This is a genomic window from Stenotrophomonas sp. YJH_SMC_127 (assembly GCF_059372445.1).
Genome location: NZ_JCAFVO010000004.1, coordinates 128,798 through 142,079 on the forward strand (window position 1 = coordinate 128,798; position 13,282 = coordinate 142,079).

The 13,282-nt window shown below is 67.9% G+C and carries 12 protein-coding genes and 1 other RNA gene; 2 read left to right on the plus strand and 11 right to left on the minus strand.

Annotated features, from left to right (window positions below):
* Positions 1–24: 24 nt before the first annotated feature.
* From murG to mraZ, 9 genes are read right to left on the minus strand one after another with little or no spacing between them, the layout of a single operon-like run.
* A complete protein-coding gene (murG, locus tag AC5QAB_RS11235) occupies positions 25–1,113 on the minus strand; it encodes an undecaprenyldiphospho-muramoylpentapeptide beta-N-acetylglucosaminyltransferase (protein WP_049406067.1) in 1,089 nt (362 codons plus the stop codon).
* Positions 1,110–2,435 (minus strand): putative lipid II flippase FtsW, encoded by a 1,326-nt coding sequence (gene ftsW, locus AC5QAB_RS11240; protein WP_014645940.1) that lies wholly within the window; start codon positions 2,433–2,435, stop codon positions 1,110–1,112. The genes murG and ftsW overlap by 4 nt, the downstream gene beginning before the upstream one ends.
* Position 2,436: 1 nt before the next feature.
* Positions 2,437–3,522 carry a phospho-N-acetylmuramoyl-pentapeptide-transferase gene (gene mraY / locus AC5QAB_RS11245; protein ID WP_004154219.1) on the minus strand — a complete coding sequence of 362 codons (1,086 nt, stop codon included), beginning with the start codon at positions 3,520–3,522 and terminating at the stop codon, positions 2,437–2,439.
* Positions 3,512–4,906, minus strand: a complete 1,395-nt coding sequence (locus AC5QAB_RS11250) for a UDP-N-acetylmuramoyl-tripeptide--D-alanyl-D-alanine ligase (protein ID WP_046428819.1) — start codon at positions 4,904–4,906, stop codon at positions 3,512–3,514. Before AC5QAB_RS11250 ends, mraY begins: the two co-directional genes overlap by 11 nt.
* Positions 4,903–6,411: a UDP-N-acetylmuramoyl-L-alanyl-D-glutamate--2,6-diaminopimelate ligase gene (locus AC5QAB_RS11255; protein WP_164109597.1), complete on the minus strand. Its 1,509-nt coding sequence runs from the start codon at positions 6,409–6,411 to the stop codon at positions 4,903–4,905. Before AC5QAB_RS11255 ends, AC5QAB_RS11250 begins: the two co-directional genes overlap by 4 nt.
* Positions 6,408–8,252, minus strand: a complete 1,845-nt coding sequence (locus tag AC5QAB_RS11260; protein WP_197561951.1) for a penicillin-binding transpeptidase domain-containing protein — start codon at positions 8,250–8,252, stop codon at positions 6,408–6,410. Before AC5QAB_RS11260 ends, AC5QAB_RS11255 begins: the two co-directional genes overlap by 4 nt.
* Positions 8,249–8,512, minus strand: coding sequence for a cell division protein FtsL (gene ftsL / locus AC5QAB_RS11265; RefSeq protein WP_005415286.1), 264 nt, complete (start codon positions 8,510–8,512; stop codon positions 8,249–8,251). The genes AC5QAB_RS11260 and ftsL overlap by 4 nt, the downstream gene beginning before the upstream one ends.
* On the minus strand, positions 8,509–9,477 hold the full coding sequence (gene rsmH, locus AC5QAB_RS11270) for a 16S rRNA (cytosine(1402)-N(4))-methyltransferase RsmH (protein WP_197561950.1): 969 nt from the start codon (positions 9,475–9,477) through the stop codon (positions 8,509–8,511). The genes ftsL and rsmH overlap by 4 nt, the downstream gene beginning before the upstream one ends.
* A gap of 14 nt (positions 9,478–9,491) precedes the next feature.
* Complete coding sequence (gene mraZ / locus AC5QAB_RS11275; protein WP_004143635.1) at positions 9,492–9,938, minus strand: division/cell wall cluster transcriptional repressor MraZ; 447 nt, start codon at positions 9,936–9,938, stop codon at positions 9,492–9,494.
* Positions 9,939–10,262: 324 nt separating this feature from the next.
* Between mraZ and AC5QAB_RS11280 the strand changes: the two genes are divergently transcribed.
* Positions 10,263–11,051 carry an NRDE family protein gene (locus tag AC5QAB_RS11280; RefSeq protein ID WP_495233390.1) on the plus strand — a complete coding sequence of 263 codons (789 nt, stop codon included), beginning with the start codon at positions 10,263–10,265 and terminating at the stop codon, positions 11,049–11,051.
* 358 nt (positions 11,052–11,409) lie between these two features.
* Complete coding sequence (locus tag AC5QAB_RS11285) at positions 11,410–11,889, plus strand: DM13 domain-containing protein (protein ID WP_049405822.1); 480 nt, start codon at positions 11,410–11,412, stop codon at positions 11,887–11,889.
* 88 nt (positions 11,890–11,977) lie between these two features.
* Here the strand turns inward: AC5QAB_RS11285 and rnpB are convergent.
* Both rnpB and rsmI read right to left on the minus strand, forming a co-directional pair.
* An RNA gene (rnpB, locus tag AC5QAB_RS11290) (RNase P RNA component class A) lies at positions 11,978–12,329 on the minus strand.
* Between the two features lie 126 nt (positions 12,330–12,455).
* Positions 12,456–13,274 carry a 16S rRNA (cytidine(1402)-2'-O)-methyltransferase gene (rsmI, locus tag AC5QAB_RS11295; protein ID WP_014645933.1) on the minus strand — a complete coding sequence of 273 codons (819 nt, stop codon included), beginning with the start codon at positions 13,272–13,274 and terminating at the stop codon, positions 12,456–12,458.
* Positions 13,275–13,282 lie beyond the last annotated feature (8 nt).

Below are 13,282 nucleotides of genomic sequence, written 5' to 3' on the forward strand. Positions count from 1 at the left end.
GGCAGGCGCGGTGGCATGCCTTCTTCATACAGCTTCCTCGAGAATGATATCGGCGATGCGCTCGGCGGCATCGACCTTGGCCAGGGCACGCGCGGCTTGCGCCATCTGCATGCGGCGGGCGGGATTTTCGGACAGATCGCGCAGCAGTGCGGCAATGCCGTCGGCCAGCGTTCCGTCCTGCTTCAGCAACACCGCCGCGCCGCGCTCGACCAGGTACTCCGCGTTGCGGGTCTGGTGATCGTCGACGGCAGCGGGGAATGGCACCAGCACGCTGCCGACACCGACCGCGCACAGCTCGGCCAGCGTGGACGCGCCGGCGCGGCAGACAACCAGGTCAGCCCAGGCAAAGGCCTCGGCCATGTCGGCGATGAACGGCGTGATTTCCGCCTGCACACCGGCCTTGGCGTAAGCCTCCACCGCTTCGGCATGCATCTTCTCGCCGCTCTGGTGGCGCACCTGCACCGGCAGGCCGGCGCCCAGCGCGGCAATCGCCTGCGGCACGCCGGTATTGAGGGCACGCGCGCCCTGGCTGCCGCCCACCACCAGCACCCGCAGCGGGCCCTGCCGGTCGGCGAAGCGCTGTTCCGGCGGCGCGATGGCAGCGATTTCCGCGCGCACCGGGTTACCGACGAACTCCTCGCCCTTGGCGAAGGTGCCCGGGAAACCGGTCAGCAGGCGGCGCGCATAACGTGACAGGATGCGGTTGGTCAGGCCCGGCGCACGGTTCTGCTCATGCACGATCAGCGGCAGGCCATGCAGACGCGTGGCCATGCCACCGGGGCCGGAGGCAAAGCCACCGAAGGCGACCACCGCGCGCGGCTGGCGCTGGCGGATGATGAGCCCGGCCGCGCGCAGCGCGCGCATCAGCCGCCACGGCGCCGCCAGCAGGGCCAGCTTGCCCTTGCCGCGCAGGCCAGTGATGGCCAGCGTATCGATGGCGATGTCGTGCTGCGGCACCAGGCGGGTTTCCATCGCACCGTCGGCGCCCATCCAGGTCACCGGCACGCCGCGCTGGCGCAGCACGCGGGCCACGGCCAGGCCGGGGAAGATGTGACCGCCGGTGCCTCCGGCCAGGATCATCACCGGGCGCCCACTCTCGGTGGCTGCACTCATGACAGCCTCCCGAAGGTCGGTTCGATGCGCGACTGCAGGCGGCTGGTGCCACGTGCGGCGCTCGCTGCAGCGGACGCGGGTGCGACCGGCTCGGCACGCATCGGCACGCTGGCGTCCACCGCTGCGGCGGGCTTGTCCATCGGTTCGGCCGCGGCGTCTTCGGCGCCACCGATGCGCACGGCCTGGCGGCGCTCGGCGCGCTTGAGTTCATACGACACGCGCAGCAGCAGGCCCATCGCCACGCAGGTCATCAGCACCGACGAACCGCCGGAGGAGATCAGCGGCAGGGTCAGGCCCTTGGTCGGCAGGATGCCCAGGTTCACGCCGATCGAGACGAAGGTCTGCATGCTGATCCACAGGCCGATGCCGAAGGCGATGTAGCCGGAGAAGTGGCGCTTCATTTCCACGCAGCGCATGCCCAGCCAGAAGGTGCGGCCGACCAGCAGCGCATACAGCGCCACGATCACGCAGGTACCCAGGAAACCGAATTCCTCGGCGGTGACCGAGAAGATGAAGTCGGTGTGCGCTTCGGGCAGGTAGTACAGCTTCTGCACGGAGTTGCCCAGGCCGACGCCGGTCCATTCACCACGGCCCACCGCCATCAGCGCGTTGGACAGCTGGTAGCCGTCGCCCTGCTGGTCGGCCCACGGGTCCAGGAAGGAGGTGATGCGGCGCATGCGGTACGGCTCGATGATCGCCAGCGCGCTCATGCCGACCAGGCCGATGATCACCGGCATCGACATGCGCGGCATGTTCACCCCGCCCAGCACCAGCATGCCGGCGGTGATCGCCAGCAGCAGGGTCGAGGAACCGAAGTCCGGCTGCAGCAACAGCAGCACCACCAGCGCACCGGCCACGCCCAGCGGCTTGAGCATTGCCGGCCAGGTCGCATTGACCTCGTCGCGGAAACGCACCAGGTAGCTCGACAGCCAGACGATGTAGAGCACTTTCACCGCTTCGACCGTCTGGAACTTGGAAATGCCCAGGTTGATCCAGCGGCGCGCACCGTTGACCGTGCTGCCCAGTCCCGGTGCGAACACCGCCAGCAGCAGTACGAAGCAGCCCAGCAGCAGCATCTGGTTGTACTGCTCGATCGACTTCAGCTCGGTGCGGGCGGCAATGACCGCCAGCACGATACCCACCGCCAGGAAGATCAGGTGGCGGTTGAGGTAATAGAACGGGCTGCTCATCAGCGCGATCGAGCTGGAGGCCACCATCACCACGCCGACACCGGTGAGCGCGATGATCGCGCCCAGCAGCCACTTGTCGTAGCTGCCCTCGATGGCTTCAAGGCGTGTTGCCTGGCGGGACAGGTCGTTCATCTCAGCGCACCTTCAACGTGGCCAGGCCGATCAGCACGAGCACGACGGAGATGATCCAGAAACGCACGATCACGCGCGGCTCCGGCCAGCCCTTCAGTTCGAAATGGTGGTGGATCGGCGCCATGCGGAACACGCGCTTGCCGGTCAGCTTGAACGAGGCGACCTGGATCATCACCGACAGCGTTTCGATGACGAACACGCCGCCCATGATCACCAGCACCAGCTCCTGGCGGGTGATCACCGCGATCGTGCCCAGCACCGCACCCAGTGCCAGTGCGCCGATGTCGCCCATGAAGACCATGGCCGGGTAGGTGTTGAACCAGAGGAAGCCCAGGCCCGCGCCGGCGATGGCCGCACAGATGATGACCAGCTCGCCGGCGCCCGGGATCTGCGGGATCTGCAGGTAGTTGGCGAACACCACGTTGCCCGAGGCGTAGGCGAACACGCCCAGCGCGCAGGCCACCAGCACGGTCGGCATGATCGCCAGGCCGTCAAGGCCGTCGGTCAGGTTCACCGCGTTGGAGAAGCCGACGATCCAGAAGTAGGCGATGGCCACGAAGCCGATGCCGGCCAGCGGCAGCGCGACCGACTTGAACATCGGGATGTAGAAGGTCAGCGCTGCCGGCACGTCGGCCGTGTAGAACAGGAACAGGCCCGCAGCCAGGCCGAAGATCGACTGCAGCAGGTACTTCCAGCGCGACTTCAGGCCGTTCGGGTCACGGCGGACGATCTTGATCCAGTCGTCATACCAGCCGATGGCGCCGAAGCACAGCATCACCGCCAGCACCAGCCACACGTAGCGGTTGCGCAGGTCGGCCCACATCAGCACCGACAGGGTGATGGTGAGCAGGATCAGCGAACCGCCCATGGTCGGCGTGCCGGCCTTGGAGAAATGGGTCTGCGGACCGTCCTTGCGGATCGGCTGGCCGCCCTTGAACTGGGCAAGCTTGCGGATCATCGCCGGGCCCAGCCACAGCGACAGGAACAGGGCCGTCAGCGCGGCAAGGATGGCGCGGAACGTCTGGTAGTTGAACAGCCCGAACAGGCTCTCCAACTGCTGCAACCATCGAGCCAGTTCATACAACATGCGGGGATTCCTCTCCTTGCGCCAGCAGCGCTTTGACAATCGTGTCCATGGCGCTGCCACGGGAACCCTTGACCAGGCAGCGCACGCCGGCGTGCAGCTCGTCCTTCAGCGCCTGCGACAGCGCGTCGTGGGTGGCGAAATGGCGGCCGCCTTCGCCGAAGGCGGAGGCGGCAGCGGCGCTGAGCGGGCCCAGTGCATACAGGCGCTTCAGGCCGGCAGCACGTGCGCGGAGGCCGGCCTGCGCATGCAGCGCTTCCGCGTCCGGGCCCAGCTCGCGCATGTCGCCCAGCACCAGCCAGCCCTCTTCCGGCGCCGCGGCCAGGGCATCGATGGCCGCGGCCAGCGACCCGGGGTTGGCGTTGTAGCTGTCATCCACCAGCACCGCGCCATTGCGCAGCTGATGGGCGATCTGGCGACCCGGCACCGGCTGCGCTTCGGCCAGGCCGGCGGCAATCAGCGCCAGATCGACACCGGCGGCCAGCGCCAGGCTGGCGGCGGCCAGCGCATTGCTGACGTTGTGGCGACCCGGCAGGCCCAGCACCACGCGGGCTTCGCCGGCCGGTGCGACCAGAGTGAACTGGCTGCCCTGCGCACCGGCGCGGATATCGCGCGCGGTCACGTCCGCCGAGTGTTCCAGGCCATAGCGCAGCACGCGGCAACGCGCCGGGGTGCTGATGAAATGCTGTTCGAACCAGCGGCCATAGGCATCGTCGGCGTTGATCACCGCCACGCCATCGGCCGGCAGCGCGGCGTAGATCGCGCCCTTGGTCACCGCCACGCCGAGCAGGCTGCCCATACGTTCCAGGTGCGCCGGGGCGATGTTGTTGACCAGCGCATAACGCGGGCGGGCGATGTCGGTCAGGTAGGCGATGTCGCCCGGCTTGCCGGCGCCCATCTCGTAGACGGCGTAGTCGGCATCTTCCGGCGCATCGATCACCGCCAGCGGCAGGCCGATCTCGTTGTTGCGGTTGCCCGGGTTGGCGTAGACCACCTTGTGCGCGTGCTGGGCCACCTGCTGCAGGATCGACAGCAGCAGGCTCTTCACGCTGGTCTTGCCATTGCTGCCGGTGATCGCGAACACCTCGGTGCCACGGTCACGCTGCATGCCTGTGGCGATCTTCGCCAGCGCCAGTTCGCTGTCGGCCACCAGCACCTGCGGCAGTTCGACCGGCAGCAGGCGCTCGACCAGCAGCGCACTGGCACCGCGCGCCTGCGCGTCGGCCGCGAAGTCATGGCCGTCGAACCGCTCGCCGCGCAGCGCCACATACAGACTGCCCGGACCGAGATTGCGGGTGTCATTGCTGACCGCATCGATGGCCACGTCGTCGCCGTGGATCTCGCCGCCGGCCCAGTGTGCGATCAGCGAAAGCAGGGTGCGCTTCATGCGGCGCCCTCCCCGGCCTGCGCGCTGAGCACACCGGCCTTGGCCGCCAGTGCGGCGGCGGCCACTTCGGTGTCGTCGAAGTCATGGCGCACGCCATTCACTTCCTGGTACGGCTCGTGGCCCTTGCCGGCGATCAGGATGATGTCGCCGGCACCGGCACGCTTCACCGCCAGGCCGATCGCACGCGCGCGGCTGCGCTGCACGGTCACGGCATCGGCGTTCTGGAAGCCGGCCAGGATGTCGGCCACGATCACGTCGCCATCCTCGCCACGCGGGTTGTCGTCGGTGACGATGACCTGGTTGGCCAGGCGCTCGGCAATCGCCGCCATCTGCGGGCGCTTGCCGGTGTCGCGCTCGCCGCCGCAGCCGAACACGCAGAACAGCGTGCCCTGCAGGTGCCCGTGGAGGCTGTCCAGCGCCTGTTCCAGCGCATCCGGGGTGTGCGCGTAGTCGACCACCACCGTCGGCAGGCCGTCTTCACCGCCCAGGCGGTTCATGCGGCCACGGATCGGCTGCAGCGCCGACAGCACCTCGGCAATACGCGGCAGCGGCTGGCCCTGCGCGTGCAGGGTACCGGCCACGGCCAGCAGGTTGTCCACGTTGAAGCGGCCCAGCAGCGGCGACTGCACCGTCGCGCACTGGCCGTCGATGACCAGCTCGAAGGCGATGCCACGACCGTCCAGCTGCAGTGCCTCGGCGCGCACGCTGGCGTCGGTGGCACCACGCGAGCTCAGCCCGATCGCCTGCACGCCGGCCGGCAGGCCCGCGAACAGCTGCCGGCCGAAGGCATCGTCCAGATTGATCACCGCGGCCTTCAGGCCCGGGCGATGGAACAGCCGCGCCTTGGCCGCGCCGTAGCTGGCCATGTCACCGTGGTAGTCCAGATGGTCGCGGGTGAGGTTGGTGAACACCGCCACGTCGTAGTGCACGGCGTCCACGCGGCCCTGGTCCAGCGCATGCGAGCTGACTTCCATCGCCACCGCGCGCGCACCGGCGTCGCGCAGCTGCGCCAGAAGCGCGTGCATCTGCAGCACCAGCGGCGTGGTGAAGCCGGTCGGCTCGACCGCACCATAAAGTCCGGCACCCAGCGTGCCGATACTGCCACTGGGCGTTCCGAGCAGATGCCAGGCCTGGGCCAGCAGCTGCACGGTGGAGGTCTTGCCGTTGGTGCCGGTCACGCCGACCATCGCCATCGCCCGCGATGGCGCGCCATGGAACTGGTCGGCCATCGCGCCCATGCGCGCGCGCAGGCCCGGCACGGCGATCGCATCAGCCGGGGCCGGCAGATCGGCCGGTGCCGGCGGTTCGAACAGGATGGCACTGGCACCGGCAGCGCGCGCCTGCTCGACAAAGCCCAGGCCATGCGCGCCGAAACCGGCGATGGCGACGAAGGCGTTACCGGGGCGCACGGCACGGCTGTCCAGCACCAGGCCGGTCAGAACGGGATCATGACCCGCCAAGGCCACGTCCGGAAGCAACTGCGAAAGCAACATCGAAGGACTCATTGCGTGCCTCCCGTAGCGGGCGGCGTCTGGGCTTGCGCGCTTGGCAGCGCAGCGTCGAATTCAGCGGCGGCATCGACCGGCAGCGCGGTCTCGGCCGGCGGCGCAGGCAGGATCGAGGCCGAATGGCCGACCTTGCCCGACTGCTGTGCGGCCAGCCACGACTGCAGGTCGTCCAGCGGCACGTCCATCAGGCGCAGGGTGCCTTCCATCACGTTGTGGTAGACCGGCGCCGACACCAGGCCGCCGTAGAACTTGCCGGCCTGCGGGTCGTTGATGACGATGACGGTAGCGAAACGCGGGTTGGTGGCCGGCACCACGCCGGCGAACAGCGCGTTGTAATGGCCGCGCTCATAACCGCCCGGGCCGGCCTTGCGCGCGGTGCCGGTCTTGCCGGCCACGCGGTAACCCAGCACCGCCGCCTGCTTGGCGCCGCCCTGGGTGACCACCGTTTCCATCATCGCCACCACCTGCCGGGCGACGTTCTCGTCGATGATCTGCTGGCCTTCATTGCGCTGGCCCTTGACGAAGGTCGGCGCGATCAGGCGCCCGCCGTTGGCCAGCGCCGAGTACGCGGTGGCAATCTGCAGCGGCGTGACCGACAGGCCGTAGCCATAGGACATGGTGGTCTTGGTGGTACCCGACCAGCGTGCCGGACGCATCACCACGCCGGCCGATTCGCCCGGGAAACCGCTGTGCGGCGCCGAGCCATAGCCGAAGCGGCGCACGCCGTCGTAGAAGGTCTGGTCCGGCATCTTCGCCGCAACCTTGGCCGCACCCACGTTCGAACTGCGGGTGATCACGCCGGTCACGTTGAGCACACCGTTGTTGCGCGGCACGTCGCGGATGGTGAAGCGGCCCAGGGTCATGTAGCCCGGGTTGGTGTCGATGATGGTGTCCTTGGTCACCGCACCGGCCTGCAGCGCGGTGGCGATGGTCAGCGGCTTCATCGTCGAACCCGGCTCGACCAGGTCGGTCACCGCGCGGTTGCGGCGCGTATCGGGGATCGCGCCGGTCAGCGAGTTCGGGTTGTAGGTCGGCAGGTTGACCATGGCCAGGATCTCGCCGGTGGTCACGTCCATGATCACCATCGAACCACCGGCCGCCTTGTTGGCCACCAGCGCGTTGCGCAGTTCCTTGAAGGCCAGGTACTGGATGCGGCGGTCGATGCTGAGGGTCAGGTCCTTGCCCGGCTCGGCGGCGCGCAGCAGATCGCTTTCGACGGTCTCGCCCTTGCGGTTGCGGATCACCCGCTTGGCACCGGCCTTGCCGCGCAGCCATTCGTCGAACGCCAGTTCCAGGCCTTCCTGGCCGCGGTCGTCGATGTTGGTGAAGCCCAGCACGTGCGCCATCGCTTCGCCCTGTGGGTAGAAGCGGCGGAACTCGCGCTGCGCGGCCACGCCCGGAATCTTCAGCGCGACCACCTTCTCTGCCTCGTCCGGATTGATCCGGCGGCGCAGGTACATGAATTCCTTGTCCGACTTCTGCGACAGGCGGCTGCTCAGCTCATCCACCGACATGCCGATCGCCTGGGCCAGCTCCGGGATGCGCTCGGGCGAACGCAGCAGGTCCTGCGGGTTGACCCAGATCGAGGCGACCGGGGTGGACACCGCCAGCGGCTCGCCGTTGCGGTCGGTGATCATGCCGCGCGAGGTCTTGATCGGCAGCTCGCGCAGGTAGCGGGCCTCGCCCTGGCGCTGGTAGAAATCGCTGTTGATGATCTGCACGTAGGCCGCGCGACCCACCAGCGACACCGAGCACAGGCCAAGCGCCAGCGCGACCCAGCGCAGGCGCTGGCGCAGGTTGAAGGCGTTGCGCGGGCGGTTGCGGCCGGTCTTGCTCATGGGCGCACCACCACGATGTCAGCGGCCTCGGGGAACTTCATGCCCAGCTTCTCGCGGGCAATGCGGTCCACGCGGTTGGCTTCGGCCAGGGTGGCCTGTTCCAGCTGCAGGCGGCCGAACTCAAGGTTGATGTCATCGCGCTTGCGCTCGGCACGCGACAGCTCGATGAAGGTCTGCCGGTGGCGGTGGCGCACGAACACCACGCCGATCGCCGAGGCGACGGTGCAGGCCAGCAGGATGATCAGCAGCAGCCGGCTCATGCATCGCCCCCCCGCTTCTGTGCCACGCGCAGCACGGCGCTGCGGGCACGCGGGTTGGCGGCCAGCTCTTCGTCCGTGGCCTTGATGGCGCCGCCGATCAGGTCCAGCGTCGGCACGAACGCAACCGCCTCGGGCAGCCGGCGGTTGGCCGGCGGCGCCTTGGCCAGGCGGTTCATGTACTGCTTGACGATGCGGTCTTCCAGCGAGTGGAAGCTGATCACCGCCAGGCGGCCACCGGGCTTGAGCCGTTCCACCGCCGCATCGAGCCCGGCTTCCAGATCGGCCAGCTCGCGGTTGATGTGGATGCGGATGGCCTGGAAGCTGCGCGTGGCCGGGTGGATCTTGTCCTTCCCACGCGGCATCACCGAGGCGATCAGCTCGGCCAGTTCGGCGGTGCGGGAGAACGGCTGCTTCTCGCGGCGGGCCACGATGGCGCGGGCGATGCGCCGGCTCTGGCGCTCTTCGCCGTAGGTCCACAGCACATCAGCGATCTCGCGCTCTTCGACGCGGTTGATCCACTGCGCAGCGCTTTCACCGCTGTCCGGATCCATGCGCATGTCCAGCGGGCCGTCCTTGCCGAAGCTGAAGCCACGTGCGGCCACGTCCAGCTGCGGCGACGACACGCCGAGGTCGAACAGCACGCCGTCCAGGCCTTCGGCCGTCGCGTTCCACTGCAGCAGCTGGGCGAAGCTGCCCCGGAAAATGGACACGCGCGGGTCCGGCGCGAAATCGCGCTCGGCAACGGCGATGGCTTCCGGATCCTTGTCCATGACCAGCAGGCGCCCCTCGGGACCGAGCTGGGTGAGCACGCCACGCGCATGACCGCCACGACCGAACGTGCCATCCAGATAACGTCCGTTTTCGATCACCCTCAGGCCTTCAAGGACCTGGGTGTACAGGACCGGCAGGTGCACCGCCGGCGACTGCGACACCGGAAGGTGACCGGCCTGCGCTTCTGGGCGCATCCGGGCACCCCGGCTCACAACTTCAGGTCGAGCAACCCATCACCCAGATCCTCGTCAGACAACGTCTGCTGGATCAGGGCCCGATGCGCCTGCTCGCTCCACAATTCGAACTTGTCGCCCATACCGAGCAATACCGCCTTCTTCTCAATGCCCACCGCACCGCGGTGGCTGGCGGGGATGCTGATGCGACCGTTGCCGTCCAGTTCCAGATGGGCGGCCGAGCCGACCAGCTTCTGCTGCAACAGGCGCACGACGCGCTGGGTGTTGGGCTTGGACATCACATCGTCGCGGACCCGCTCCCATTCCGACTCTGCATACAGCCACAGGCAGCCGGCTTCGAACGGGTTGTAGGTCAGCACGAGACGGTTGTTGCTGGCGCGCGCGACGAGGTCGCGGTAAGCGGTGGGAACCGCCATGCGCCCTTTGTCGTCAACTGTGATGGCCGTCTCGCCCTGGAACACGACGCCTGCACCTTGTCCTTCGCCCGGTGAAACATTGAACCACGAAAACCCACAAAACACCCGGATTTCCCTCTGATGCCCACCTTAGCAGCGGGCCGAGGGTTGTCAACAACTTTTCAGCGGGGAAATCGCCAGCCGCATCAATGGCTTGCAACAACCTTTAGAGAATTGTTCAAGGCTTATCCACAAGTTGCTGATCCGTCTCAATTTTTGAGATTGAACGGAAGTTCAGGGGCGTGGAGAGGGCGTGAAACATCGGCCGCGCATTCATCCGGAACGGGCCGGAAACGGCGCCGGACTGCGCAAACCGTGCACAATGAGGCCATGTGCCTGCTCGCTCTTGGCTGGATGCACCACCCGCGCTGGCGGCTGGTGATGACCGGCAACCGTGATGAGTTCCACGCCCGCCCGACGGCGGCGCTGGCCCCCTGGCAGGATGAGACGTTCGTCATCGGCGGGCGCGACCTGCGCTCCGGCGGTGGCTGGGCCGGGGTTGGCGCCTCGGGCCGGATGGCGGTGGTCACCAACGTCCGCGACCCGCTGGCGGCCCAGACCGGCCCGTCGCGGGGCGCGCTGGTGGCCGACTTCCTGCGCGGCCGCGACCCGGCCGCTGTGCATATCGACCGATTGGCGACCGTGGCTGGCGCCTATGCCCCGTTCAATCTGTTGCTGGCCGATAGCGACAGCCTGGAGTACCTCGGCAACCATCCCGCCGAACGGCAGACCCTCGGCCCGGGCGTGCACGGCATGTCCAACGGCGCGCTGGACGCGCCCTGGCCGAAGACCCGGCGGCTGATGGCGGCCCTTGAAGCCTGGCTGCAAAAGGACGGGGTCAGATCCCTTTCGCACGGCGAAAGGGATCTGACCCCGGACCTGACCCCACTCTGGAATGCCCTGGCCGACGAACACCGCCCTGCCGACAGCGACCTGCCCGACACCGGCATCGGCCTGGAACGCGAGCGCTGGCTGAGCCCGGCCTTCATCCGTGGCGATGACTACGGCACCCGCGCCAGCACCGTGCTGCTGATCGACGCCGACGGCCATGGCGAGATCCACGAACGCCGCTTCGGCCCGCAGGGCGCTCCCAGCGGCCAGAGCCACGTCATTTTCTGACCCGGTCATGACGGCCCTTGGCCGGATGCTCTTGGCGGGGGGGGTAGTGCCGGCCGCTGGCCGGCAACCTCTGGATCTTCGGATGCAGCATGAAGTTGCCAGCCAGCGGCCGGCACTACCCGCAGCGTGCTGTCGCGATCCACGCGACGGCAGTCGTCATCGCAGCGGGCCTGAAACGTCATTCAGCTTCCAGCCGCGACCGCGATCCGTCCGCGCCACAGCGGTTTCAGCATCACAGCCAGCCGACTGTGCCCTTTTCGCAATCGACACTGTGTCTATAAATGTCGCCCCTGACCTCCCAGGGTGGTCGCGCCCGGCATCGCGCCGCGCAATCGACCACAACCCTCAAGGAGGCCCCATGCGTCGCATTCTCATCCTGTTCGCCACCCACCTGCTTGCTCTCGGCCTGGGCTTCGGCCTGGGCATCTATCTGCTGCCGATCCTGATCGCCCCCGATGACCCGCCGGTCACGCAGGTGCAGGCCGCGATGAACGACGCCACCTATCGCACCACCTTCCGTCGCGACCTCAAAGGCAGCGACGCGGTGCACTGGGCCGAAGGCAAGGTCAGCGTCAGCGCCACCCAGGTTGCCTTCGACGGCAAGATGGGACCGGGCCCGGACTACAAGGTCTACCTGGTCCGCGACTTCGTCGACAACAAGGCCGACTTCCTGAAGATCAAGGCGCAGGCCCAGCGCATCGGCGAGGTGAAGACCTTCAACCGCTTCCTGGTGGATGTGCCCGCGAACGTGGACGTGGACGACTACACCACGGTGGTGGTGTGGTGCGAGCGCTTCTCGCAGTTCATTTCCGCCGGGCAGTACCGCACGCCGGGCTGAGGACAGCATGGGGTCGGATCCCTTTCCTCCGGAAAGGGATCCGACCCCGCAATCACGGTAGCTCCACGCCATGCGTGGAAGAAGAAGGAGGCGGAGCCGGCCGATAAGCCGGGTTCTGTCGTGGACAGTCATTCCTCTAGGCGTTACGTCACCGCAACGCTCAAGCAACCTACCCGGATCCAACGCGGGCCGCGCCAAAGGATCCCTATTTGGTCTTGCTCCAGGTGGGGTTTGCCGTGCCGGTCTGTTGCCAGACTCGCGGTGCGCTCTTACCGCACCATTTCACCCTTACCGGCCTTCCGAAGAAGACGTAGGCGGTATCTTTCTGTTGCACTTTCCGTCGGCTTGCGCCGCCCAGGCGTTACCTGGCACCTTGCCCTATGGAGCCCGGACTTTCCTCGGCACCCCCGAAGGGATGACGCGACTGTCTGGCCGGCTCCGCCAGCGCATATTCTAGCGTACGCAGGTCCTTCCTGCCGTGCTGATCGCGGCGTCCGGTTCATCCATCCACGCATGGCGTGGATCTACTGCAGTAGCGCCACGCCATGCGTGGCTGCAGCAATCCATCAACTACCGTACAACGCCTTGCGCGGCGCGCCGGTCAGTTCCGCGGCCAGTTTGGCGGCGGTCGACGGCGGCAGGTGCTCGCTCAGCTTCGCGTAGACGCGGCGGCCATGCGCCAGCTGCGCTTGTTCGTCATCACCCGCGCCCTGCACCATCACCACGAACTCGCCCTTGCGCTGGTTGTCGTCGGCCTCGACCTTCGCCAGCAGGCCCGCCAGGTCACCATCGAGCACGGTCTCGAACAGCTTGGTCAGCTCGCGGGCCAGTACCGCCGGGCGTTCGCCGCCGAAGATCGCCGCCATGTCGGCCAGCGATTCGGCGATGCGGTGCGAGGATTCGTAGAACACCATCGTGCGCACTTCGCCGGCCAGCGCCTGCAGGCGGTCGCGGCGGCCGCTGGCCTTGGCCGGCAGGAAGCCCTCGAAACTGAAACGGTCGCTGGGCAGGCCGGCCACGCTCAGCGCGGCGATGGCGGCGCAGGCGCCGGGCACCGGGCTGACCTTGATCCCCGCCGCGCGCGCGGCACGCACCAGGCGGAACCCGGGATCGCTGACCAGCGGCGTACCGGCGTCACTGACCAGCGCCAGCGACTCGCCGGCCTGCAGGCGCGAGACCAGGCGCTGCGCCAGCGCCTCCTCGTTGTGTTCGTGCAGGGCCACCAGCGGCTGCTGGATGCCGAAATGGGACAGCAGCTGGCCGCTGCGGCGGGTGTCCTCGGCACAGATGGCCGCCACCGAGCGCAGCACCTCCTGCGCGCGCGGGCTCAGATCGGCCAGGTTGCCGATCGGGGTGGCGACGACGTACAGGGTTGGGACACTCATTTCAGCGG